The organism is Corynebacterium marambiense (assembly GCF_016342275.1).
Classification (GTDB): domain Bacteria; phylum Actinomycetota; class Actinomycetes; order Mycobacteriales; family Mycobacteriaceae; genus Corynebacterium; species Corynebacterium marambiense.
The window spans coordinates 58,054-80,147 of record NZ_JAEIOT010000008.1; the positions used below are offsets into that span (position 1 = coordinate 58,054).

A 22,094-nucleotide genomic window follows, 5' to 3' on the forward strand; every position below is an offset into this window, starting at 1 on the left:
GAGAAAGGTGACTGGTTGTGGCGAGTGACAGCCGATCGGACGGCGAGCTGCAGCAGCTGATGCAGCTCCAGCAGCAGATGGGGCGGGAGGCCGACGCGGTTCTTCGTCTCGGTCTGATGATGACGGCAGCAGGTACCGGCGGATACCGGGTGCTGCGCGCGATGAAGCGGGCCGCCCGGTCCCTCGGTTTTGACCGGTTGGATGCGATCGTGTCGGTCAACACCATCACGTGCACGTTCCACCGCGGCGACATGTTCCGTACCGTCGTCGCGAACCATCACGAGCCGTCGGTCGATGCCTCCAGGATCGAGGCCCTCGAGGACCTCACCCACCACATGCACCGCAGGTTCACGGTGGATGAGCTCAACCATCAGCTGGACAGTATCGAACGTAACGTAGTCAAACGCTGGTCGCGGTTACTGCTCGCCCTCGCCGCTGGTGTCGCCTGCGCCTCCTTCGCGATACTGAATCGCTATCCGGCGAGTGAGGCCGCCGTCGTCGCGGTCTCGGCCGCGTGTGGGCAGTTCATCCGGGTGACGCTCGGACGGCGGCACTTCAACCAGCTTGGCACGGTGGCCGCCGCGGGATCCATGGCCTGCCTCGTCTACTGGGCGGTCACGGTAGTTATAGGGATGATCGGGAACACCGACACGACCTCCTTCGCCGCAGGCTACGTCGCCGCCGTCCTGTTCCTCATCCCCGGGTTCCCGCTCTTCTCCGCGCTGCTGGATCTGACCAGATTCGACATCACCGCCGGGATCTCCCGGCTGACCTACGCGGTGAGTGTCATCATCACGGCGACGATCTCCGTCGGGATGGTCAGCCTGGTCACCGGGCTCAACCCGCTGCCCGCCAGCCCCGGCCCGCCGTCCACCATGTGGTGGGTGGCAGCCGCCGCTGCGAGCTTCGCGGGAGTCGCCGGGTTCGCCCTGCTGTTCAACTGCTCACGCCGCATGGTCCTGCTCGGGGCGTCCATCGCGATGGTCGCGAACATGTTCCGGATCCTGCTCGTCTTCCATCAGGTGCCTCAGCACCTCGCCGCATTCATCGCAGGCGTGCTCATCGGTGTGATCACCGCGCTCATTCACCGGTCCGCCCGGGTTCCGCGAATCACCGTGACGGTGCCGGCGTCCGTCATCATGATCCCCGGCGTCGCCATGTACACCTCGATGTACGCGCTGAACACCGGAGACATGGACCTCGCGATGTCGGCGGCCGCCTCGGCTGCGCTGGTCGTTGTTAGCATCGCGGCGGGCCTGGCGCTGGCCCGGATGCTCACCGATCGGGACTGGGCCTACGGTCGGACCATCGATCTGCACAAGCAGCTCAGCGATCCATCGCAGCACCCCGGCGGGGCAGACCTATCCGACCTGCCTCGTCCTCCTCGGCGAGACCGTCGCCGAGCAGACTGACGAGCGCGCGTGTGCGCTGAGCCTCATCGGGCCACACGGAGTCCACCCGAGACCGGTCGACAGGCCCGTCCGCGTCCCGTAGCACGGCCATGATCTTCCCGCGTACCTGGCGATCGGTGCCCACGAACTTCTGCACCCGCTTCCTCGCTGCACCCAACTCATCCGCGGTCGGCTCGGGGCAGCCGGCCTGTTGCCAGGCACAATCCACCCGCACGGGGCAGGCTCCGCAGTTCGGGCGGGCCGCGGTACATAGCAGCGCGCCGAGTTCCATCAAGGCCACCGAGAACTGTGGGACAAGTTTCGGATCCTCGGGCAGAATCGCCGCGACGTCATCGAGATCCCGGCGGCGTGGTGACCCGGCCAGGAACCGTCCATCCACCAGTCGCCGGTACACCCGCCGCACATTCGTATCGACCACCGGAACGGGCTTCCCGTAGGCGAAGGCCGCCACCGCCCGCGCCGTGTAGTCACCTATCCCGGGAAGGGCGAGCAGCTCATCGACGTCGTCGGGTACCCGACCGCCATGACGTTCCGTGATGGCCACCGCACACTCCTGCAGGCGGAGTGCACGTCTCGGATACCCGAGTCGTCCCCACGCACGCAGCACCTCATCGGTGCCGGCTGCAGCGAGATCCGCCGGGGTCGGCCAGCGTTGCATCCATTCGCACCAGAGCGGTTCAACCCTCCGGACGGGGGTCTGCTGGCTCATTACCTCGGACAGTAGAACCCCCCACGCCCCCGTCGCCGGAGTACGCCACACCAGGTCACGCCGATTGGCTTCGTACCAGCGTAGGAGAGTCGGTGTGATCACAAGGGCACGAGTCTATCCGGTTTTGCCTGGCGGTAACACTTCGCCCATAACCTCCCGCCACCGACGCAGACGGTGCACAATTGAGTCATGACGAATACCCTTTCACCGGATGAAGACCGGACCCCCCGTAACCCGAAGGCCGTGTGGGCCGCGCTGATGGAGGGCAACCGTCGTTTCATGAACTTCTCGGTGGAACGCCCGAACCAGGACGCTCTGAGACGCAGCCAACTGACGCAGGGGCAGGAACCGCTGGCGGTGGTCCTCGCATGCTCCGACTCTCGGGTACCCGTGGAACTCATCTTCGACCAGGGCCTCGGTGACGTCTTCGTCATCCGCACTGCGGGTGAGATCATCGACCTCGCCGTCCTCGGTTCGCTGGAGTACGCGGTGGAGTCCCTCCACGTTCCGCTCGTCGTCGTGCTCGGGCACGAGTCCTGCGGCGCCGTCGGGGCGACGATGGCGGCACTGGACGGGCACGAGATCCCCGGTGGATTCCAGCGCGTGCTCATTGAGAAGGTCAGCCCCTCGATCCTTGACGCCCGGGCGGCGGGGCGCCGGACCATCGAGGAGTTCGAGGCGCATCACGTGGCCGAGACAGTCGACCAGGTCCTGTCCCGGTCACCTGAGATCAAGGCCCGGGTAGCCAAGGGAACGTGTGGCATCGTCGGTGTTCGGTACCGTCTGTCCGACGGAATGGCGGAGCCCGTGGTCACCATCGGCGTCAACGACGACTGACAAAACAAACAGGGACACGCCGCAGGACTGACACATGTGCGGCTCGGCTCCGCATACACTCGGGTTCGTGGACAACAGAAACCGTCGACTGCCCAGAGAGATCTACATCCGCCGCCGGGTGGCGGCAGGTGTCGTGCTGATCATCGTCGTGTTCCTGGTCGGATGGCTGATCGTGGCACTCGCTGGTGGGGACAACCCGCAGCCGACCGCTGCGGAGGGATCCGAAACCACCACCTCCACTCAGGTGACACCCGCATCGGGTACCTCCCGGGCGTCCACGACCTCCGCCGCTGACGGGGATGGGTCGATGTCCGGGACCACCGCCAGACGGCCCGCTGACGAGTCGGAGAGAGACAAGCCCTACGCGTCATCGGAGGCGTCCGCAGCGATGACCACCGAGTCGCCCTCGCCGGAGCCGAAGACGACCTGCGCGCTCAGCGACCTCATCGTCACCGCCACCTCGGACCAGGTTGCCTACGCCCCTGATGTCCAGCCCAGGTTCTATATGACGGTCACGAACCCGACAGCCGCCGACTGTGTCATCGACCTGGGGAAGGACGTGCTCCGCTTCGAGGTTTACGACCTGGCGACGAACCGCCGCGTCTGGTCCGACGTGGACTGCAATCCCGCCGTGGATGTCACCGAGCGGACTTTCCCCGCGGGGGAGGAGCGCTACTACGAAGCGGTCTGGTCCAGGACGAACTCCGCGCCGGGCAGCTGCGCGGCGCGGGCGCAGGTTCCTGCTGGCGGATACTACCTGCACACCCTCGTCGGCGATAACCATTCGGATGCACATCCGTTTAACCTGATGTGATGCACCGCCCTCAGCCGAGGGCGGTGATCGCCTCCCCGATGGTGGAGACCCGGGTGATCCGCATTCCCGGTACGCTGAGTTTCTCCCCGGCGGGGACGACAGCGGACACGTACCCCAGGCGCGCCGCCTCCTGCAGCCGGCGCCGCAGGTCCGGGACCCGCCTGATCTCCCCGGCGAGCCCGACTTCGCCCAGGACTACGGTTTTCGGCGGCAGCGGGCGACCGTCCATCGCGGACACCGTGGCGAGTGCGACCGCGAGGTCTGCTGCCGGTTCCCCGACCTTCATGCCACCCACGGTGGCGATGTACACCTCCCGGTCGAAGGATGGACGACCTGCGCGAGCCGAGAGAACCGCGAGCACCATGGGCACCCGGGTCGCGTCGAGGCCGGTGACGGCCCGCCGTGGATTCTTCGACTGCGTGGGCACCAGGAGTGACTGCACTTCCGCGAGGATCGGGCGCACCCCGTCCATGGCGACCGTCACCGCGGTGCCGTCGGGCGTGGAGTCACGGTGGGACAGGAACAGACCCGAAGGGTCCGCCACCTCCCTGATCCCTTCGCCGGTCTGCTCGAAACACCCCACTTCGTCAGTGGCCCCGAAACGGTTCTTGATGCCGCGCAGCATCCGCAGCGAGGAATGGCGGTCACCCTCGAAGGTCAGGACCACATCGACCAGGTGCTCGAGTACTCGGGGGCCTGCCACGGACCCGTCCTTGGTCACGTGCCCGACGAGGAGCACCGGTATCCCGGATGTCTTGGCGAGTGTCGTCAGTGCGGCGGTGGTGGCACGGGACTGCGCTACACCACCTGCCACGCCCTCGACTCCGCTGATGTGCATGGTCTGGACGGAATCCACGATGAGCAGACTCGGCTTGAGCTGTTCGACGTGCCCGAAGACCACGTCGAGGTCCGATTCCGCGGCGAGGTACAACGTGGGCTGGAGTCCCCCGGTGCGCTGGGCCCGCATCCGAACCTGGCCCGCGGACTCCTCTGCGGTGATGTAGAGGGCGGTCCGGGTACCAGCGTGCGGATCGTCCGTTCGGGCCGTCGCAGAGGGCTGGGCCGCCCAGCGGGCGGCCACCTCCAGCAGGAGTGTCGACTTCCCCACGCCGGGTTCACCCGCGAGCAGTACCACCGAGCCGGGGACGATACCGTTTCCGAGGACCCGGTCCAGCTCGCCGATTCCGGTGGAGACGGTCCGTGCGGTCGCCGGATCGATGCGGTTGATCGGGACAGCCGGTGACGTCGGCGCCAGACCGGTGGGCAGCGTTCCCCCCACTGCGGCGGTGGCGGCGCCGGAGCCACCGCCGGAGGGGGTACGGGACTCCGTGAGCGTGCCCCAGCCGCCGCAGTCGGGGCAGCGGCCCAACCACTTCGGTGTGCTGTAGCCGCACTCTGAACAGGTGTGCACGCTGCGCGGTTTCTTCGCCATGGGGATCACCCTAACGTGTGGACCCGACGCGGATACGAAAGGCAGTTCGAATGCGGTCGTTTTCCGGCGATGTCCGGCTGTTCTACCGGTCGGGGTTCGGGGCGCCAGGCCACCGCGCTGCTAGCGGGGCCTGGGAGCGACAACCGACGAAACCGGGCCCACGGCCAATCCAGCAACCATCAACGGATCATCATGACGGGCGAGACCGGGAGGGCGGACACCGCAATCCACCGTCGGCCCTGCGGCTGAGAGTCGTCTGGACAGGCGCCCCACAGGTTCGCCGGGGCACTGTCCCATGCGGACGGCACTTGGCGGGGCAGGATTGGTTTCTCGGCAGTCAGCCGCATGTGCACAAATGGTGGAAAACGAAAACCGGCTCCTCCCGCATCGGGAAGGTGCCGGTTCGTGGAGGGGGTGATCGGTCAGTGTCCGGAATGCTCTCCGTGCCCGTCGCCGCTCTGGTTGGTGCGGTCGATGTCGACCGGTGCCAGGGTGGGGGCGGCGATCGTCGCGGCAAGATCGATGGTCTGGCCGTTGTCGAAGGTGAACACGACATCGGCGTTACCTCCCGGGGGGAAGCCCTTGTCCCGGACCGAGGTGACCACCCGGGTGATGCAGATGCCGTCACCGGCCTCCGGCAGCGCGTCCAGGTGTTCCCGGGAGCCGGCCACGATGGAGCAGTCACGCTTGAGGTCGGCATTGCCCTTGAGGGATACCTTTTCACCGTCGACGGTGACGCTCTTCAGCCCGTGGACCGTCATGTCGGTGTCCTGGTTCACCAGGGTGAACCGGAGCGACGCGGTCGGGCTTCCGTTGACCTCGACGGTGACGTCACGGACAGCCAGCTTTCCGTCCGCGGTGTCCGCTCGGGCACCGTCAACCGCGGCGACCTGGTCTGCTGTCTGGGAGATCTGGCCGGAGCTGCAGGCGCTCAAGGTCAGGGCCGCCGCAACGGCGGCAAGGGCCGCTGCCGCGCCTTTCACGGTCTTGGTGGTCATCACTTTCAGTGTCCTCCATCGGAAGGCTTTCGGGTAAGGCAGTTGTTGCCCTTACTCTAGCTGTTGTTCAGACTCTCCACACAGTTCCCGCGACCGGAGGAGGGGGAGGGTGGGGGCAATCCTTTGATTGCGTCAACTGCCACTCGCATGCCCGATATCCAAGGGCTGGACGTGGATCCGTGGTGGATTCGTGCACGTCACCGCTTCGGGAGTTCGGACAAAACGGCTGGTTGCGGGCGTGATAGAATCACTCCCGCAACAGTGAATATTCACCGTGGCGCCGGTGGGCGCAGGAAGGTGCACCAAGTGGGCATGGATTTCAAGGTCGGCGACACCGTCGTCTATCCGCATCACGGAGCGGCCGTGATCGAGGCGATCGAGAGCCGGGAGATCGGCGGCGAGGTGCTTGACTATCTGGTCCTGCAGATCCACCAGTCAGACCTGACCGTCAGGGTCCCCATGAAGAACGCCGAGCTCGTCGGCGTCCGTGATGTCGTCGGCGAGGAGGGCCTGCAGAAGGTCTTCGGGGTTCTCCGCGAAACCGATGTCGAGGAGGCAGGCAACTGGTCGCGCCGGTACAAGGCAAACCAGGAACGTCTCGCCTCGGGCGACGTGAACAAGGTGGCCGAGGTCGTCCGCGATCTCTGGCGGCGCGACCAGGATCGTGGCCTGTCGGCAGGTGAGAAGCGGATGCTGGCGAAAGCCCGGCAGGTGCTCGTCGGTGAACTCGCGCTCGCCGAGGGCGTCGACGACGCCAAGGCCGATGACCTGGAGGCTCAGATGGAGGCCACCATCGAACGGCACAGCGCCGTGGCCGGGGACGATGCGGACGCTCCGGGGAAGGACGACGGTGACGACGGTGAGGTCCCGGACGTCAACCTCGACGACGTCGATCTTGACTCCGACGACGACTAGCCCCCAGTGCACAGTGTCAGTCACCGTGGATGACCGCCGGGTGACCGCGCTTCTCGCGGCCGCCGGGCGTGGGACGCGACTGGGTGCCCCGGTTCCGAAGGCGTTCGTGTCGCTGCGCGGCATGACCCTCGTTGAGCGCAGCGTCCGTGCCATGGCCACCTCGGGCGTCATCGACGACGTGATCGTTTTGGTCAGTCCGGACATGGCCGACTACGCTCGCACGATCCTCGACCGTGCGGGGCTGCTCGACGACCCGGGCCTGCCCGTCCGGCTGGTGCACGGCGGCGGCGAACGCGCCGATTCGGTCTGGGCCGGGCTCCGCGCCATCGACTCGGACGACGGTGTCGTCGTCATCCACGACGCGGCCCGCGCCCTCACCCCGCCGGGGCTCATCGCCCGTGTCGTCCACCGCGTGCGTCGCGGCGAGGTCGCGGTGATCCCCGTGGTCCCGGTGACCGACACCATCAAGGTCGTCGACGGTGACCACGTCGTTGACACCCCGCCCCGCTCCGACCTCCGCGCCGTCCAGACCCCGCAGGGCTTCGACCTCGCCGCACTGCGCGCCGCGAACATCGCCTACTTCAGCTCGGACGCCCCCGGCTTCACCGCCACCGACGACGCCTCGCTGATGGAATGGGCGGGGCACACCGTAACCTGCGTGAAGGGGGATCCGATGGCGCTGAAGGTGACCACGCCCATGGACATGATCCTCGCCCGGCACATCACCGACGAGGCAGAACCCACTATCTTTGAGGTTCCCGGTGACTGAGACCCCCATCATCCCGCGCGTCGGCATCGGTACCGACGCCCATCAGATCGAGGTCGGCAAGGACTGCTGGATCGCGTGCCTGCACTTCGAGGGCGCAGACGGCTGTGAGGGCCACTCCGACGGGGACGTCGTCGCCCACGCGCTCGTCGATGCTCTGCTGTCCGCGGCGTCACTCGGCGATCTCGGTTCCTTTGTCGGAGTGGGCCGTGCCGAATACGACGGGGTCTCCGGAGCCCGCCTGCTCCGCGAGGCACGCGAACTTCTGGAGACCAACGGCTGGGTGATCGGAAACGCCGCCGTGCAGCTGATCGGCAACACTCCGAAGATGGGGCCGCGCCGGGCCGAAGCCCGGGAGACCATCGCCGGTATCCTTGGTGCCCCGGTCAACATCTCCGCCACCACGACCGACCGCATGGGCTTCACGGGGCGAGGCGAGGGACGTGCCGCCGTCGCCACCGCACTGGTGTACCCCGCGGCCTGACCGGTCCTCCCACCGCCCGAGCCCGGGGGTACGGCAGATAGGATGGGGGCCGTGACTCTGCGAATCTATGACTCAGCGACCCGTACCCTCCGCGACTTCGTGCCCCTGCGCCCCGGGCACGCCTCGGTGTACCTGTGCGGTGCGACGGTCCAGTCGGTTCCGCACATCGGCCACGTCCGCAGCGGTGTCGCGTTCGACATCCTCCGTAACTGGCTCGAGGCCAAGGGCCTCGACGTGGCGTTTGTCCGCAACGTCACCGACATCGACGACAAGATCATCACCAAGGCCGCCGAGGCCGGACGCCCCTGGTGGGAGTGGGCCGCGACCCACGAGCGTGCCTTCACCTGGGCTTATGATCAGCTCGGTGTCCGCCCCCCGTCCCTCGAACCCCGGGCCACCGGCCACGTCACCGAGATGATCGAGTACATGCAGCGGGTCATCGACGCCGGCCACGGCTACGCCGCGGACGGCAACGTCTACTGCTCACCGGTCACCATCGAGGGCTACGGGAAGATCTCCGGACAACGCCTCGACGAACTCGACCAGGGCGAATCGGCGGGCACCGGCAAACGGGACCCGCGTGACTTCACCATGTGGAAGGCCGCCAAACCGGGCGAACCGTCTTGGCCGACGCCGTGGGGGGACGGTCGTCCCGGTTGGCACCTCGAGTGCTCGGCCATGGCCACCAAATACCTCGGCGAGGAGTTCGACATCCACGGCGGAGGACTGGACCTGAAGTTCCCGCACCATGAGAACGAGGCCGCCCAGGCGACCGCGGCAGGCGATGGATTCGCCCGCTACTGGATGCACAACGGCTGGGTCACCATGGCCGGAGAGAAGATGAGCAAGTCCCTCGGCAACGTGCTCTCCGTCCCGCATGTCCTCACTCTCGTGCGCCCCGTTGAGCTCCGCTACTACCTCGGTAGCGCCCACTACCGGTCCATGCTCGAGTACTCCGAGCAGACCCTCGCCGACGCGGCAACCGGGTACCGCCGCATTGAGGCCTTCCTGGACCGGGTGGGCCCCGTTGAACGCACCACGTGGACCGAGCGCTTCGCCGCCGCGATGGATGACGATCTCGGGGTCCCGGCTGCGTTGGCCGAGGTACACAACGCGGTCCGCGCCGGAAACACGGTCCTCGCCGCGGGTGACCGGGATGAAGCGGTTCGCCTCGCAGGTCAGATCCGTGCGATGATGGCCATCCTTGGTGTCGACCCCCAGTCCGATACCTGGACCGCCTCCCGGACCGCGTCCGGTGGCACCGATGACGCTGCAAGCAAGGCCCTGGACACCCTGATCCGGGCTGAACTTGACCGCCGCACCGCCGCCCGCGCGGCGAAGGACTGGGCGACAGCAGATGAGGTGCGCGACCGCCTGGCGGCGGCGGGCATCGAGATCACCGACACCGCCGACGGCCCACAGTGGTCGTTGCGGACCAACACCGACGACAAGTAAGGCCCCTGAAGCAACATGGCTGGAAACACCAAGCGCACCGGAGCGGTGCGCAAGACCGACAAGAAGGCCCCCCAGGTCGGATCCGGTGGCCAACGCCGTCGTGGTCTGCGGGGCAAAGGCCCCACCCCGAAGGCTGAGGACCGCACCTACCACCCCGCGCACAAGCGGAAAAAGGAGGCCGAGCGACGCGCACGCGGCCGCCACATCAAGGAGGAGACCACCGAGCTCGTCGTGGGGCGCAACCCCGTCGTCGAGTGCCTGCGCGCCAAGGCGCCCGCCAATGCCCTTTACGTCGCCCTCGGCACCGAGAGCGACGAGCGCCTGACTGAGGCCGTGCAGCTCGCCGGTCACCGTGGCATCTCCATCATCGAGGTACCGCGTGCTGACCTGGACCACATGACCGGCAACGGCATGCACCAGGGCATCGGTCTGCAGATGCCCCCGTTCCGTTATTCGGCGGTCGAGGACCTCATTGAGCAGGTCAACGAGCGGGGCGAACCCGGGCTTATCGTCTGCCTCGACAACGTCACCGACCCCCGCAACCTCGGCGCGGTCATCCGCTCCGTCGCCGCGTTCGGCGGACACGGCGTCGTCATCCCGGAACGCCGCTCGGCATCGGTCACCGCCGTCGCCTGGCGTACCTCCGCGGGTACCGCGGCGCGTCTCCCGGTGGCGAAGGCCACCAACCTGACCCGTACCCTCAAGCAGTTCCAGAAGGCCGGCTACCAGGTCGTCGGGCTCGACGCCGGAGGCGACCACACCCTCGACACCTACGACGGAACCGGTCCCACGGTCCTCGTCGTCGGCAGTGAAGGCAAGGGAATCTCCCGGCTCGTCGGCGAGACCTGCGACGTTACCCTGTCCGTGCCCATGGCCGACTGGGTGGAATCACTCAACGCGTCCGTCGCCGCGGGCGTCGTCCTCAGTGAGTTCGCCCGTCAGCGTCGTGCACAGCTGAAGTGACGTACCACCGTCCGTGACAGACGTGAGAAACGGCCCCACCGGTATGACGGTGGGGCCGTTCGTGCTTCGCAGGTGGTGGTCGCTACACCGTCGGCTCGGTCCGCGTCGGTTCCGGGGCGTGGTCGCCGATCTCCTGCAGTCCACCCTGGGCACGGAGCCGGAGGGCGTCTTCATCCCGCTGCGCCGTCCGCCCCCGGAAGTACCCGATGAGGCGGCAGACGAGGTAGATTGCGAACGAGATCGAGGTCACGAACACGCTCACCGGTAGTCCGGGGGCGAGCGAGATAACGAAACCACCGAGTGCGGCGACCTCGGCGAACACGGTCGACAGCACGACCGCACGGACCGGGCTGGAAGTCACCTGGGCGGCCGCGGCACCCGGTGTGATCAACAGGGAGATCACCAGTAGCGCACCGACGATCTGCACCCCCTCGGCCGCGGAGAGCCCGACGAGGACCGCGAACCCGACGGCGACCAGGTGCACGTTGACCCCGGCCGCTGCGGCCATCTGCGGGTCCGCGGAGGCGAACAGGATCGGCCGCCAGAATATGACGACGCATCCTACGACCAGGGCCGTGATCCCGGCCAATAACCACACCGAGCTCGACTGCACGCCGACGATCTGGCCGGTGAGTAGCGCGAATGCGTTGGATGATCGCCCCGGGTACAGATGGATGAACAGTACCGACAGCCCCATGCCGAAACTCAGGACCACACCGACGGCCGTGTCCTGCTGCCGCATGCCCAGTAATGCGAGAACGATGGCCGCCACGATGGAGCCCACCACGGCGCCGACACCGACGTTGACGCTGAGCAGGAGTGCTGCCGAGGCGCCCATGAGAGCGAGTTCACTTGTACCGTGGACCGCGAAGGACATCCGGCGCAGCACAATCAGCGGGGCCATGATTCCGGAGAGGATCCCGAGCAGTCCCGCGGCGATCAGGGAATCCCGCACGAAGTCGACACCGAGCAGGTAGCGAGTGTCGGTGATGAACTGGGTCATGTCCATGGTTGTTCCTCGGGTCGATGGGCGGATCGGTGGGATGAGTCAGAGGACGATGAGCCGGCCGTTGACCTCTGCGACCTTGACGCGCGTGCCGTAGAGCTCGGAGAGGGTTTCGGAGCGCATCACCTCGGACACGTCTCCGAGTACGTGCCCGTACGGGGCGAGGTAGAGCACCCTGTCGACGACCCGCAGGACCGGGTTGATGGAGTGGGTGACGAAGACGACCGCTGTTCCGGCTTCCCGGCGCCGACGGTCGATGAGATCCACGGTGCGTTGCTGTACACCCATGTCGAGGGAGAGCAGGGGCTCATCACAGAGCAGGAGCTCGGGATCGTTGGCTAAAGCCTGCGCCTGGCGCACCAGCTGCTGCTGGCCACCGGAAAGGTTGCCCACCCGCCGGTCCGCGATCCCCGTCGCCCCGACCTCCCGGAGCAGTCCCTCGACGGCGCCCCGCCTGGCCCGGCGTCGCGTGATCACGCCGTGTGCGGCGGAGAGGTTTATCAGGTCCCGGGCACGTAAGGGAAGATCAGCGGAGAACATCCGTTGCTGAGGGATGAATCCGGTTCGTGCGTCCACCGAGACCGTGCCGCGGGTGAGCCTGCGGGTTCCGGTGACTGTGTGCAGGAGCGTCGACTTCCCGGCACCGTTGGGTCCGAGAACCGCCAGGAATTCGCCGGGCTCGACCGTCAGATTCAGATCCGAGAAAAGCGGGTCGACGGCAGCTCCGGTGAAGGTGAGGACCATGATCGTGGTTCTTTCTGATCAGACATCCGGAGAGCATCCCGGACAGTAGTTGAGCCTTCCATGCGGAAGATGACTCCGCATGGAAGGCTACAGGGTGGAACGCGACCGGTTGGGAATCAGTTCTTCTTGACCTGATCTGCGCCGGTCTTCAGGCGCTCGACGGCGCCGCTGAAGAAGTCGAAGAAGTTCTCGTTCCGGGACGGGGTCTCGAAGACCTCGACTACCGGGATCCCGTGTCCCCGAGCCTCGTCGCGGAGGCGTTCGGTCGCATCGGTGGCGGTCTGCGGGTTGAAGATAAGGACGTCGATCTCACCGTTCTTCAGGGCCTCGGTGAATGCTGCGTAATCTGCTGCGGAGGGCTCGGATTCCTTGAGGGTGGCGGTCCGGTATCCCTCGGGGGTGGCCTCGGTCAGGGGGGAGTGCTCCACGATGTAGTCCGCGATGGGTTCGGTCTGGGCGACGCGAACCGCCGGGATGGAGTCCATCTTGCTCTCGAGTGCGGAGAGCTTCTCCTCTAGCTTGCCGGTGTCGACCTTCGCATCGGGACGTAGTGCGGAAACCCGCTCGGCGACTTCGGTCCCGACCTCCTCGACAGCGTGCGGGTCGTACCAGATGTGTTCATTCACGAGGTCACCGTGGTCGTGTCCGTGCTCGTGGTCATCCCCATGGTCGTGGTCATCCCCATGGTCGTGGTCGTGGACGGTAAGGGGAAGAGCGTGGATGATGACCGACTCATCCATGTTGCGGTACAGCCAGGAGTCGTATCCGCCGCCACCGACCACGATGAGATCGGCTTCCTTGGCCAGCGCCATGTCGGCTGCTGTCGGCTCGAATGAGTGGGGGTCGATGGAATCACCGACGATGATGGCGCGGATGTCGGCGTCCTGATCGGAGACGACCATGTCCACGACGTCGGCCCAGATCTGGGTCGAGGTGACGATGTTGAGCTTGTCGCCGGTTTCTTTCGCCTGGGTGGTGCTGGACTGCTCAGTCGAGGACGTTGATTCCGGAGCGGGGTTCTCGTTCCCCGGTGAACAACCGGCGGCGGCCATGACCATGCCGGTGGCGAAAAGTGCGGCACCTGTGGTCCGGGCGGGGCGGCTCCGGAGATTGTGGAGGAGGGGACGGAGGCTACTGTTGATCATGAAACCCAGTTTCAGCCAAATGATAACCTTTGTCAAGTTTACTATCGTTTAAATGATCTGTCCGGTCGACCATGCACCGGATCCGTTCCGAACCGGGTGCTAGGTTTTTACCATGACAAAACGTAATCGGCAGCGCGGTACGCTCGCGTCTCTGGCCGCCGAACTCGGAGTGTCGAGGACAACCGTCTCCAACGCCTACAACCGTCCGGAACAATTGTCCGCAGCCCTGCGGGAGAAGATCCTCGCCACCGCGGAGCAGCGCGGCTACCCGGGGCCGCACCCCACGGCCCGGTCGCTGCGGACGCGCCGTGCCGGGGCCATCGGTGTGCTGTTGACTGAGCACCTCACCTACGCGTTCGAGGATCTCGCCTCGGTCGACTTCCTCGCGGGTATGGCGGAAGCCTCTTACGGCGGAAACACCTGCCTCACCCTGGTCCCGGTCGGCCCGGACAGTTCCGTCGACGTCACCGCCGCCGCCCAGCTGGTCAACCAACCCGTGATCGACGGCTTCGTCGTGTACTCGGTCGCCGCCGACGACCCCTACCTGCAGGCGGCCCGGAACCGTCGGCTCCCGCTGGTCATCTGCGACCAGCCTGCCGATGAACTGGGCCTCCCGTTCGTCGGAATCGACGACCGTGCGGCGATCGCGCCCGCGGCACAGACGCTCATCGGTGCCGGGCACCGCAGGATCGGGATCCTCTCGATTCGGCTGGACCGGCGGAAGAACGACGGTCCGGTGTCGGCCGAACGCCTGCAGCACGCGGGCCTGCACGTGCAGCGGTCCCGGGTCCTCGGCGCACTGGACGTCCTCGCCTCGGCGGGGATCGATCCGGCCACCGTGCCGGTGGTCGAGCGACACATCAACGACCGGGCGAACAACATCGATGCCGCCCGAGAGCTATTGGAGTGCCATCCCGATCTCACCGCGGTGCTTTGCACCACGGACTCAATGGCCCTCGGTGTCCTCGACTACTGCGCGGACCGCGGGATCTCCGTGCCCGAGCAGTTGTCGGTCACGGGTTTCGACGGGATCGTCACCGCCATGGCCAGGGATCTCACCACCGTCATCCAGCCGAACCGGGAAAAGGGGGCTGCGGCGGGTCGGATGCTCTTCCGCCTCATCGAGCAGCGCCTGTCGGACGAGGAACCGCCCACCAAGGAGTCGCAGCGCGAACTGCTGGAGACGAAGCTCCGGCCCGGCGGCACGGTCGCCCCGCCTCGGCCCACCGGCTGAACCGGCGTCTCAGCGGGTGAGATGGGCGGCCCGCTCCGCGGCGAGCCGCTCGAGGACAATCCGCACGCCATCGGTGTCCGGCACGCGGCCCGCGGCCACGGTGTCTCCGTCCCCGACCTTGATCCCCAGGTCACCGTCCCCCAGAACCCGGAAACCGTCCTCGTCGGTGACATCGTCGCCGAGGAACACGATGGAATCCCAGTTGCCCCGACTCTTGGCCCCGGTGATCCAGGTGCCCTTGTTCACGGACACCGCCGAAAACTCCACGATGCACTTTCCGGTGGATACGTGCATCCCCTCCGGATGTAGCTCGAGCGCCTCACGGAGGATCCGGTCCCCGAGTTCCCGGTCGGCCACCCGCCTCGTGTGCAGCACCCGGTGAAAAGGCTTGGACTCCACCGCGGCGCCGGGATGCCCCGCGATGAGATCGTTGAGGCGCCTGCCCACCGCGTCGAGTCGTTGGCGCTGCGCGGCGGTGGGTTCAACCGGAACACCGGTGCTCTCCGCCCCGTGGCTACCGACGAGTTCGACGGAGTCTCTGGTTCCGGACAACCGCCGGAGCGTGGCCAGATCTCGACCGGAGAGGATGACCGCCCCGGTGTCCGGGAACTCGCCCAGAGTCTCGAGGGCCTCGATGGAGGCCCGGTTGACGGGAACGTTCTCGGGGTCATCCGCGAAATCGGCGATGGTGCCGTCGAAATCGGAGATCACGAGCAGTCTGGGTGCCTGGATGACGGAATCGAGTCTGGAGTCGAGGCTGGTGTTGTCCATGACCAGATGGTACTTCGAGTGTCCTCTGATCAGCTCGACGTGGTCAGTCGCACGGCCCGCTTGTCGACGGCCCGATCCGTGGCGTCCGTCAGTAGTAGTTCACCGTCCTGGGGGCGGGCGACCGTGAGCTCCCCGGCATGGAGGATCCGCAGGAGCCCGTTGTGGAAGTACAGGTCGACGCCCTCGCAGTCGACATCCTCGCGCACACGCAGGTCCCGGAACACGAAGGTTGCGGCGGTGGGGTCCGTTGCGGCAACCCGATCCCCCTCCCCGTCGAGGAAGTCCACCGATCCGGTGAAGGGGGCACAGCCGGTGTCCCCGACGACGGTGCTGTCCCCGAAGGCGAGATGCGCGCGTCCGGCGAGGCTGTCGGGCAGGATGCTCGGGTGCTCCGCATCGGTGTACACGTTGGTCACCTGCCAGTTCGACGAGGTCACCGGAGCTTGGCCCTGGGTGCACCCGGTGAGGAGGAGCGCCCCCAAGGCGACGATCGTCGTCGATGTTCGGAATCGGGTACCCATCAGTGGCTCCGGAGGGCGTCGAGGAAGGACCGGGCCCAGAGGTCCACGTCGTGGTCGACGACCTGGCGGTGCATCGCCAGCATTCGGTCGCGGGCCTCATCCGGACTGTCGCGTAGCATCGTCACCGCGGTCATCAGCTGGCGCTTCACCGAGTCCCCATCGTGCGGATTGCACAGGAAGGCCCGGTTGAGTTCGGTGGCTGAGCCCGCGAACTCACTGAGAACCAGGGCACCTGAGCCGTCACCGTGGCAGGCGACGTACTCCTTCGCAACCAGGTTCATGCCGTCCTTGAAAGGGGTCACGAGCATGACGTCGGCGGCGACGTAGCAGCCGAAGAGCTGCTGCTTGTTCAGCGAACGGTGGAGGTAGTGGACCACGGGTCGTCCGACCTCCGCGAAACGCCCGTTGATCCGGCCGACGGCCTCCTCCACCCTGGCGCGGGTGCGACGGTAATGCTCCAGGCGCTCGCGCGACGGGGTGGCGATCTGCAGCATCACCGAGTCGTGCGGAACGAGAGCACCGGACTCCAGCAGCTCCTCGTAGGCGGAAAGCCGCTGGAGAATGCCCTTCGTGTAGTCGAGTCGATCCACCCCGAGAATCATCGTCCCGGGGTCACCGAGTCGGCGTCGGATGTCCGCGGCGTCCACCTGTGCTGCACTCTCGATCACCGAGGCGGTGTCGATGGAGATAGGGAACGCGGCGACACCGACCCGACGACCGTCGGGGGCGGTGATGTGCGCGGTGATCTCCCGGACCGAGGATTGACCCTCGACATTGAGACTGTCGGGCTGCCCGGTGTGCGAGCCTGGGGTTCCCGCGACAGAGCGCGCCAGGGTGAGGAAGTTGTCGGCGTTCTCGGGGAGATGGAAGCCGATGACATCGGATCCTAGGAGTCCGCGGACGATCTCCTCCCGCCAAGGGAGCTGGCGGAACAGCTCCGCAGGCGGGAAGGGGATGTGCAGGAAGAAACCAATCGTCAGGTCCGGGCGCAGCTGTCGCAAAATACCGGGGACAAGCTGGAGTTGGTAGTCCTGCACCCACACCGTCGCACCCTCGGCGGCGACGGAGGCCACTTCGCGGGCGAAGGTGTAGTTAACCTCCCGGTAGGTCTCCCACCATGAACGGTCATAGGTGGGCGGCACGATGAGATCGTGATAGAGCGGCCATAGGGTGGCGTTGGAGAATCCCTCGTAGAACTCCTCGTAGTCCGTCGATGTGAGTGTCACCGGGTGCAGGAGGATCCCCGAATCCGTGCGGAAGGGTTCCATTCCGCCGCCGACTGTGCCGGGCCAGCCAACCCAGCATCCGGAGTTCCGCTCCAGGACCGGACTCAACGCGGTGACGAGTCCCCCGGGACTCGGGGTAAAACTCCGGGTTCCTTCCGGGGCGACGGTGACGTCGACAGGGAGCCTGTTCGCCACAACGACGAAGTCATTTCCGCCCTCCGCCGGGGTGCGTGGCGCGGCATTCACGGTCAGGCCTTCTTCGCCGTGGTCTTCTTCGCAGCGGTCTTTGTGGTGGTTTTCTTCGTCGTCTTCTTCGCCGTGGTCTTCTTTGTGGTGGTTTTCTTCGTCGTCTTCTTCGCCGTGGTCTTCTTTGTGGTGGCCTTCTTCGTGGTCCTCTTGCGGCTCTTGGTGGCCTCCGCTTCGGTGGCCTCAGCGTGTTCCGCGGCGATCTTGCGGTAGTTCAGGCTTTCGGGAGCCACACCGAGCATGGATGCGAGGGTGACACAGTCGAAGAAATCGGTGGAGTAGGTCGCGACGATCCGGCGGGCCGCCTTCGCGGTATTCTCCTCCACTGTGTGGAGCGACTCGGCGTTTGTGGTGCGGGTGTCTGTGACCTTGGGCGGCACTGATCCTCCTGGAATCGTCGGCTAGGGCTGGGCTGCGCACCGCTCATCCTACGCCACGGCGCCGCCGGGAACATGCCGCCCCGGCGGGTGCCGGTGCGTTCAGTTCTGATGGTCGGGGTGATTCGGTGAATCGGGGGCGCCGGTGGCACCACCGGGCATGCCCGGGTGCCGGGTCTTTGCGCTCCGTACCGCTTTCCGGGCCCTGTACTGGCGACGGTTGACGACGGACCCGGTCCGTCGGACGACCCGGGCCGTCTTCTCCACCGGCTTGGAATGCCGGAAGGATGAGGCGCTGCGTCGAGCGAAGCTAGTGTACCGGTTCAGCGGTGGCGGTCGGCGCAGCTTCCGTGCGACCCATTCGCCCAGAACCACACCGGCGGCCAGGGAGGAACCGATGGCCAGCGCCAGCGCCATGTTTCCGAATCCCTGCACCAGCTGCTCATTGAGCAGGGTGTACATGCCCCGGTAGATCGTCAGGCCAGGCAGGAGGGGAGTAATGCCCGCGACCGCCGTGATCAGGGGTGGAATGAGGAATCGCCGGGCGAGCAGACCACCAGCGAGGCCGATGATCGTCGCCGTGATGCCGAGTCCGACGACCGGGCTCATACCGAGGGGGAGCAGCACGAAGTAGTAGCAGGCGGAGCCGGCGAAAGAGGTGATCCCCGAGATCCACACCGAGGGCCACTCCGCGAACGCCGCCACGGCGAACGCGGCCGACGCGGCAGCACCAGCGAGAACCTTCGCGGAGGAGGAGGCGAAGTTGGCAGGCGTCGTCGCCTCGAGCGGGGGCAGTGTCACCCCGAGCGCCGTCGACGCCTGAATCCCGATGGCGACGCCGGCGATGATTCCGCCGGTCAGCATGATCGTCTGGAAGAACCGGGCAGAGGCGGTCACTGGGGCCCCCGTGATGCCGTCCTGGATAGCCTGTACCAACGTCAGACCGGCGAGCAGCACGATGATCCCCGAGGCGATGATCTGCCCCGGTGCCAGGTTGATCCCGTTCTCCAGCGCCCAGTTGTAGGTCATGGCCGCAGGCAGGGTGGCCACGAACCCGCCGTACATGTTCCGGTAGAACTCCGGTAGGCCCTTCTTTTCCAGCCAGATGTGGCCGGCCATGATCACCAGGGCCGTGAGGAAGGAGATCACCGAGACCAGCCAGCCTCCGCCGAGCAGAACGGCGACGGCGGCGGCCAGGGCCGCCCAGCCGACGAGAGCGGTGCGGATCCCGTAGGGCGGGGGCATCGAGGTCAGATCGTTCATGATCTGTTCCGCGACGTTCGGTGGTGTCGCGCCAGCCTGGATTGAGCGGATCAAGCGGTCGATCTCGGCGAGCTTGGAGAAATCCAGGTCCAGTTTGGGCACGACCCGGAACACCGTGATCGGGATCTTCTGGCCCGTGTCGATCTGGGTGAACAGCTGAATCGTGTTGAAGGTGATGTCGACGTGTACATAGTGCAGCCCGTAGGCGGAGCACACGGTGTGGACGTGGGCGCGGGTGTCGTGGTTACCGGTCCCCGAGTACAACAGATAGCCACCGATCCGGGCGGCGAGGTCCATGACCCCGGTGACCTGTGCAGGGTCGGTGAGATCGATCGGAGCCAGTGGTGAGGGTGGGGGAGCGGCTTTGGCCTCGTCGATCGTCGCGAAACGACCCTGACGGGACCGGAACAGCCGCAGCCTGGTCAAGATGTCGGACACGTCGGCTACTGATCCTTCGGAAAAACGACTGGTGGGAGCGCGCGGTGCCGCGCACCGGGAGCAGCTTACCCCTGTGTGCCCGGGCACGGAACATGCGCTGGATGGCGCACGTCTTGGACTTGACCGGTACTCGTCCGGTATCATCCTCGCGTGCCCTGGAGACATGAGCCGGGGCGTTGCTGGAGTGGCGCAATTGGTAGCGCACCGGTCTTGTAAACCGGCGGTTGTGGGTTCGAGTCCCATCTCCAGCTCGATCTGACCGAGAAACCACGGCATCTTGTTCCCATTACGGGGTTTTCCGTTTGTGCCGTCCGCCGCCCTGGTACCCCGGTGAGTCAGTGGAGATCAAGAATGGCCTCGGTCATCGCCGTGCGCTGCTCAGCGGTCATGGTGCGGTAGTCGAACGCGTCATGCAGCCACAGACCCTCTGCCGCGAGCATCTTCAGGTAGCGGCACCGGCTCGCGTCGGTGGCGGTGTCGGACACATCTGGGGCCCAGCGGGCGAGAACCGGCTGCCACGCGCTACCGAGCTCCGGGTTCTGTGTGGCCTCCAATGTCAGCATGAGTTCCGCCCGAGTGACCGACGTCGCCATGGACAGTACATAGGCGCGGAGCCGGGTATCTGCGTCGACGCTGTCCGCCGTCCCCCGGCGAGTTTCCGCAGCTGCTGCTCCCACTCCTCCGCGAGTGCGCCCGCGATCCCCAGGAGGAGTTCCTGGCGTGTGGGGAAGTGGTACATCAGTCCCCCCTTGCTGATACCGGCCCGGTCCGTGACCGACTCGAGAGACACCGCGTTGAGCCCGTGTTCCTCAATGAGTGCGATTGCTGACTTCAGGACATGGTCGCGTTTGCTCGGGCGCATTAGTGCCGGGTCTCCTTCACCTGATCTGCGGTTCGCTCGGAGAAGATCCGGACCATGCCCACGGTACCGCTCAGCACCGCGACAACCACCATGATCAGACCGAAACTGTGGTCGAACGCGCCCCGCGCGGCGTCGATGACGGACCCTGACCCGGTGGCGAGTGCCTGTCCCACACCGTCGGCGGCGGGTGCATGGCCCGCGTAGAGGGCAGCCTGCAGGCTGCCGAGTACGGCGATGGGGATTAGTGCACCGAACTCTTAGCACACCTCCTCGATCGCCGATGCCATTCCGGCGTGGGACGGCTCCACACTTCCCAGGATCGCGACCGCTGCGACCGAGAGCGTCGCGCCGGTGCCTGCACCGGCGACCATCAGCCCCGCGACGTAGACCACCGGGCTGTCCAGGTGATGACCCGCCAGGAATATCAGGAATCCGGTTGTGCACGCGGAGAATCCCCCGACGATGAGGTGCCGTAACCCGAGGCTCCGGAGCAGTACGCCACCGGCCAGTGCCGTGGGGACCGCTGACAGGGCAACGGTCGCTGCGAGTCCTCCTGCCTGAAGTGGGCTGAAACCGGACACCAACTGGAATCGTTGCGTGGTCAATAGCTGTCAATAGCTCCGTGCCCACGAGGAGGAACGTTCCGAGTCCCGCAGCCAGAACACCGCCGGTGAACAGCCTTTGGCGGAAGATCCCGAAATCCACCAGCGGTTCCGGTATGCGTTGTTATCTCCGTCGGAACAGCAGTGCGCCGACGATCGCCGTGAGGGCGCTGGTGGCGGCGATGAGGGGACTGGGCTGGGTACCTAAAGCTTGATCGCGAGGATCAGCCCGGACAGGGTGAGCAGAGCTAGCAGAGAGGATGGGGCGTCCCAGCGGTGGTGGGGATTCGTCCGGTTTGGTGGGGCGGCGAATGGTATGAGGGCGAGTGGGACGAGAGTGACGGGAACATTGACGAGGAACACGGAACTCCACCAGAACCACTCCAGGAGCAGGCCGCCCGCGAGTGGGTCTACCGTACCGAGTGCGGACGTCGCGTTCCAGACGCCGATCGCCGTATTGCGTTCCTGGGGGTCAGTCAAGGTCACCCGGATGAGTGCCAGCGTCGCGGGCAGCATCATCGCGGCTCCGACAGCGAGCGCCATGCGGGCGACGATCAGGATCGTCACCGTCGGCGCGAAGGCCGACATAAGTGAGGCTGCGCCGAACGGCGCCAGTCCCGTGGTGAAAATCCTGCGGTGGCCGATACGATCACCGAGTGTGCCTGCGCCGGGGAGTAGTCCGGCTATGACGAGCGGATGGGCGTTGATGGTTCACAGTGCCTGGTGGGCGGTGGTGCCGAGTTCCCGACGGAGGGTTGGCAGGGCCGTGTGCAGGATCGAGTTGTCGATGCCGATCAGGAGCAGCCCGGAACTGATGATGGCGGGAAACGCCCACCGCCGGGCGGTGGGGAAAGGGTATGACATTCCGTACCGA

General features: G+C 66.3%; 26 protein-coding genes and 1 tRNA gene. 10 read left to right on the forward strand and 17 right to left on the reverse strand.

Going from position 1 to position 22,094, the window contains the following annotated elements; translation table 11 throughout:
• Positions 1 to 77: 77 nt before the first annotated feature.
• Positions 78 to 1,412 (forward strand): threonine/serine exporter family protein, encoded by a 1,335-nt coding sequence (locus tag JDV76_RS08795; protein WP_198736604.1) that lies wholly within the window; start codon positions 78 to 80, stop codon positions 1,410 to 1,412.
• Here the strand turns inward: JDV76_RS08795 and JDV76_RS08800 are convergent.
• Positions 1,327 to 2,223 (reverse strand): HhH-GPD family protein, encoded by an 897-nt coding sequence (locus JDV76_RS08800; RefSeq protein WP_198736530.1) that lies wholly within the window; start codon positions 2,221 to 2,223, stop codon positions 1,327 to 1,329. The genes JDV76_RS08795 and JDV76_RS08800 overlap by 86 nt on opposite strands.
• An 87-nt stretch (positions 2,224 to 2,310) precedes the next feature.
• On the opposite strand from JDV76_RS08800, the gene JDV76_RS08805 reads away from it, so the two are divergent.
• Positions 2,311 to 2,958, forward strand: coding sequence for a carbonic anhydrase (locus JDV76_RS08805; RefSeq protein ID WP_198736531.1), 648 nt, complete (start codon positions 2,311 to 2,313; stop codon positions 2,956 to 2,958).
• A gap of 34 nt (positions 2,959 to 2,992) precedes the next feature.
• Positions 2,993 to 3,772 (forward strand): hypothetical protein, encoded by a 780-nt coding sequence (locus JDV76_RS08810; RefSeq protein ID WP_198736532.1) that lies wholly within the window; start codon positions 2,993 to 2,995, stop codon positions 3,770 to 3,772.
• Between the two features lie 10 nt (positions 3,773 to 3,782).
• Here JDV76_RS08810 and radA read toward each other — a convergent pair whose 3' ends face one another.
• Both radA and JDV76_RS08820 read right to left on the reverse strand, forming a co-directional pair.
• Positions 3,783 to 5,204: a DNA repair protein RadA gene (gene radA / locus JDV76_RS08815; RefSeq protein ID WP_198736533.1), complete on the reverse strand. Its 1,422-nt coding sequence runs from the start codon at positions 5,202 to 5,204 to the stop codon at positions 3,783 to 3,785.
• 422 nt (positions 5,205 to 5,626) lie between these two features.
• On the reverse strand, positions 5,627 to 6,202 hold the full coding sequence (locus JDV76_RS08820; RefSeq protein WP_198736534.1) for a hypothetical protein: 576 nt from the start codon (positions 6,200 to 6,202) through the stop codon (positions 5,627 to 5,629).
• Positions 6,203 to 6,514: 312 nt separating this feature from the next.
• On the opposite strand from JDV76_RS08820, the gene JDV76_RS08825 reads away from it, so the two are divergent.
• The 5 genes from JDV76_RS08825 to rlmB are packed head-to-tail and all read left to right on the forward strand — an operon-like array spanning position 6,515 to position 10,785.
• Positions 6,515 to 7,117 (forward strand): CarD family transcriptional regulator, encoded by a 603-nt coding sequence (locus tag JDV76_RS08825; protein WP_198736535.1) that lies wholly within the window; start codon positions 6,515 to 6,517, stop codon positions 7,115 to 7,117.
• Positions 7,118 to 7,142: 25 nt separating this feature from the next.
• Complete coding sequence (gene ispD, locus JDV76_RS08830) at positions 7,143 to 7,886, forward strand: 2-C-methyl-D-erythritol 4-phosphate cytidylyltransferase (RefSeq protein WP_248141081.1); 744 nt, start codon at positions 7,143 to 7,145, stop codon at positions 7,884 to 7,886.
• Positions 7,879 to 8,367 (forward strand): 2-C-methyl-D-erythritol 2,4-cyclodiphosphate synthase, encoded by a 489-nt coding sequence (gene ispF, locus JDV76_RS08835; protein WP_198736537.1) that lies wholly within the window; start codon positions 7,879 to 7,881, stop codon positions 8,365 to 8,367. Before ispD ends, ispF begins: the two co-directional genes overlap by 8 nt.
• Before the next feature lie 51 nt (positions 8,368 to 8,418).
• Positions 8,419 to 9,822, forward strand: a complete 1,404-nt coding sequence (cysS, locus tag JDV76_RS08840) for a cysteine--tRNA ligase (protein ID WP_198736538.1) — start codon at positions 8,419 to 8,421, stop codon at positions 9,820 to 9,822.
• 15 nt (positions 9,823 to 9,837) lie between these two features.
• Positions 9,838 to 10,785, forward strand: a complete 948-nt coding sequence (gene rlmB / locus JDV76_RS08845) for a 23S rRNA (guanosine(2251)-2'-O)-methyltransferase RlmB (protein ID WP_198736539.1) — start codon at positions 9,838 to 9,840, stop codon at positions 10,783 to 10,785.
• 82 nt (positions 10,786 to 10,867) lie between these two features.
• On the opposite strand, the gene JDV76_RS08850 is transcribed toward rlmB, so the two are convergent.
• The 3 genes from JDV76_RS08850 to JDV76_RS08860 all read right to left on the reverse strand — a co-directional run bounded on the left by JDV76_RS08850 (position 10,868) and on the right by JDV76_RS08860 (position 13,680).
• A complete protein-coding gene (locus tag JDV76_RS08850; protein ID WP_198736540.1) occupies positions 10,868 to 11,794 on the reverse strand; it encodes a metal ABC transporter permease in 927 nt (308 codons plus the stop codon).
• 39 nt (positions 11,795 to 11,833) lie between these two features.
• Positions 11,834 to 12,535 (reverse strand): metal ABC transporter ATP-binding protein, encoded by a 702-nt coding sequence (locus tag JDV76_RS08855; protein ID WP_198736541.1) that lies wholly within the window; start codon positions 12,533 to 12,535, stop codon positions 11,834 to 11,836.
• 116 nt (positions 12,536 to 12,651) lie between these two features.
• Entirely contained in the window at positions 12,652 to 13,680 is a 1,029-nt protein-coding gene (locus JDV76_RS08860; RefSeq protein WP_232959189.1) for a metal ABC transporter solute-binding protein, Zn/Mn family, read from the reverse strand.
• Positions 13,681 to 13,792: 112 nt separating this feature from the next.
• On the opposite strand from JDV76_RS08860, the gene JDV76_RS08865 reads away from it, so the two are divergent.
• Positions 13,793 to 14,914: a LacI family DNA-binding transcriptional regulator gene (locus JDV76_RS08865; RefSeq protein WP_198736542.1), complete on the forward strand. Its 1,122-nt coding sequence runs from the start codon at positions 13,793 to 13,795 to the stop codon at positions 14,912 to 14,914.
• A gap of 9 nt (positions 14,915 to 14,923) precedes the next feature.
• Here the strand turns inward: JDV76_RS08865 and otsB are convergent, their stop codons facing one another.
• From otsB to thrE, 5 genes are all read right to left on the reverse strand, one after another.
• Positions 14,924 to 15,685: a trehalose-phosphatase gene (gene otsB / locus JDV76_RS08870; RefSeq protein ID WP_198736543.1), complete on the reverse strand. Its 762-nt coding sequence runs from the start codon at positions 15,683 to 15,685 to the stop codon at positions 14,924 to 14,926.
• Positions 15,686 to 15,714: 29 nt separating this feature from the next.
• Entirely contained in the window at positions 15,715 to 16,206 is a 492-nt protein-coding gene (locus JDV76_RS08875; protein WP_198736544.1) for a hypothetical protein, read from the reverse strand.
• Positions 16,206 to 17,678, reverse strand: coding sequence for an alpha,alpha-trehalose-phosphate synthase (UDP-forming) (locus JDV76_RS08880; RefSeq protein WP_248141063.1), 1,473 nt, complete (start codon positions 17,676 to 17,678; stop codon positions 16,206 to 16,208). Before JDV76_RS08880 ends, JDV76_RS08875 begins: the two co-directional genes overlap by 1 nt.
• 2 nt (positions 17,679 to 17,680) lie before the next feature.
• Positions 17,681 to 18,058, reverse strand: a complete 378-nt coding sequence (locus JDV76_RS08885; protein WP_198736545.1) for a hypothetical protein — start codon at positions 18,056 to 18,058, stop codon at positions 17,681 to 17,683.
• Positions 18,059 to 18,157: 99 nt separating this feature from the next.
• Positions 18,158 to 19,756 (reverse strand): threonine/serine exporter ThrE, encoded by a 1,599-nt coding sequence (gene thrE / locus JDV76_RS08890; protein ID WP_248141065.1) that lies wholly within the window; start codon positions 19,754 to 19,756, stop codon positions 18,158 to 18,160.
• Between the two features lie 178 nt (positions 19,757 to 19,934).
• Between thrE and JDV76_RS08895 the strand changes: the two genes are divergently transcribed.
• Positions 19,935 to 20,007: transfer RNA gene (locus JDV76_RS08895), tRNA-Thr, on the forward strand.
• A gap of 84 nt (positions 20,008 to 20,091) precedes the next feature.
• Here JDV76_RS08895 and JDV76_RS08900 read toward each other — a convergent pair.
• The 6 genes from JDV76_RS08900 to JDV76_RS08925 all read right to left on the reverse strand — a co-directional run bounded on the left by JDV76_RS08900 (position 20,092) and on the right by JDV76_RS08925 (position 22,084).
• Complete coding sequence (locus JDV76_RS08900) at positions 20,092 to 20,319, reverse strand: hypothetical protein (RefSeq protein WP_232959191.1); 228 nt, start codon at positions 20,317 to 20,319, stop codon at positions 20,092 to 20,094.
• Positions 20,313 to 20,618, reverse strand: coding sequence for a TetR/AcrR family transcriptional regulator (locus tag JDV76_RS08905; protein WP_198736547.1), 306 nt, complete (start codon positions 20,616 to 20,618; stop codon positions 20,313 to 20,315). The genes JDV76_RS08900 and JDV76_RS08905 overlap by 7 nt, the downstream gene beginning before the upstream one ends.
• Positions 20,618 to 20,791 (reverse strand): hypothetical protein, encoded by a 174-nt coding sequence (locus JDV76_RS08910; protein ID WP_198736548.1) that lies wholly within the window; start codon positions 20,789 to 20,791, stop codon positions 20,618 to 20,620. The genes JDV76_RS08905 and JDV76_RS08910 overlap by 1 nt, the downstream gene beginning before the upstream one ends.
• An 84-nt stretch (positions 20,792 to 20,875) precedes the next feature.
• Positions 20,876 to 21,223 carry an MFS transporter gene (locus JDV76_RS08915; protein ID WP_198736549.1) on the reverse strand — a complete coding sequence of 116 codons (348 nt, stop codon included), beginning with the start codon at positions 21,221 to 21,223 and terminating at the stop codon, positions 20,876 to 20,878.
• 201 nt (positions 21,224 to 21,424) lie between these two features.
• Complete coding sequence (locus JDV76_RS08920) at positions 21,425 to 21,928, reverse strand: MFS transporter (protein WP_198736608.1); 504 nt, start codon at positions 21,926 to 21,928, stop codon at positions 21,425 to 21,427.
• 3 nt (positions 21,929 to 21,931) lie between these two features.
• Positions 21,932 to 22,084 (reverse strand): hypothetical protein, encoded by a 153-nt coding sequence (locus JDV76_RS08925; RefSeq protein WP_198736550.1) that lies wholly within the window; start codon positions 22,082 to 22,084, stop codon positions 21,932 to 21,934.
• Positions 22,085 to 22,094 lie beyond the last annotated feature (10 nt).

What these genes read in the sequence shown, in the direction of transcription:
- JDV76_RS08795 (WP_198736604.1), top strand. Translation starts at nt 78, where the DNA reads ATGGGGCGGGAGGCCGACGCGGTTCTTCGTCTCGGTCTGATGATGACG.
- JDV76_RS08805 (WP_198736531.1), top strand. Translation starts at nt 2,311, where the DNA reads ATGACGAATACCCTTTCACCGGATGAAGACCGGACCCCCCGTAACCCG.
- JDV76_RS08810 (WP_198736532.1), top strand. Translation starts at nt 2,993, where the DNA reads ATGTGCGGCTCGGCTCCGCATACACTCGGGTTCGTGGACAACAGAAAC.
- radA (WP_198736533.1), bottom strand. Translation starts at nt 5,204, where the DNA reads ATGGCGAAGAAACCGCGCAGCGTGCACACCTGTTCAGAGTGCGGCTAC.
- JDV76_RS08820 (WP_198736534.1), bottom strand. Translation starts at nt 6,202, where the DNA reads ATGACCACCAAGACCGTGAAAGGCGCGGCAGCGGCCCTTGCCGCCGTT.
- JDV76_RS08825 (WP_198736535.1), top strand. Translation starts at nt 6,515, where the DNA reads ATGGATTTCAAGGTCGGCGACACCGTCGTCTATCCGCATCACGGAGCG.
- rlmB (WP_198736539.1), top strand. Translation starts at nt 9,838, where the DNA reads ATGGCTGGAAACACCAAGCGCACCGGAGCGGTGCGCAAGACCGACAAG.
- JDV76_RS08850 (WP_198736540.1), bottom strand. Translation starts at nt 11,794, where the DNA reads ATGGACATGACCCAGTTCATCACCGACACTCGCTACCTGCTCGGTGTC.
- JDV76_RS08855 (WP_198736541.1), bottom strand. Translation starts at nt 12,535, where the DNA reads ATGGTCCTCACCTTCACCGGAGCTGCCGTCGACCCGCTTTTCTCGGAT.
- JDV76_RS08860 (WP_232959189.1), bottom strand. Translation starts at nt 13,680, where the DNA reads ATGATCAACAGTAGCCTCCGTCCCCTCCTCCACAATCTCCGGAGCCGC.
- JDV76_RS08865 (WP_198736542.1), top strand. Translation starts at nt 13,793, where the DNA reads ATGACAAAACGTAATCGGCAGCGCGGTACGCTCGCGTCTCTGGCCGCC.
- otsB (WP_198736543.1), bottom strand. Translation starts at nt 15,685, where the DNA reads ATGGACAACACCAGCCTCGACTCCAGACTCGATTCCGTCATCCAGGCA.
- JDV76_RS08875 (WP_198736544.1), bottom strand. Translation starts at nt 16,206, where the DNA reads ATGGGTACCCGATTCCGAACATCGACGACGATCGTCGCCTTGGGGGCG.
- JDV76_RS08900 (WP_232959191.1), bottom strand. Translation starts at nt 20,319, where the DNA reads ATGCTGACATTGGAGGCCACACAGAACCCGGAGCTCGGTAGCGCGTGG.
- JDV76_RS08905 (WP_198736547.1), bottom strand. Translation starts at nt 20,618, where the DNA reads ATGCGCCCGAGCAAACGCGACCATGTCCTGAAGTCAGCAATCGCACTC.
- JDV76_RS08925 (WP_198736550.1), bottom strand. Translation starts at nt 22,084, where the DNA reads ATGTCATACCCTTTCCCCACCGCCCGGCGGTGGGCGTTTCCCGCCATC.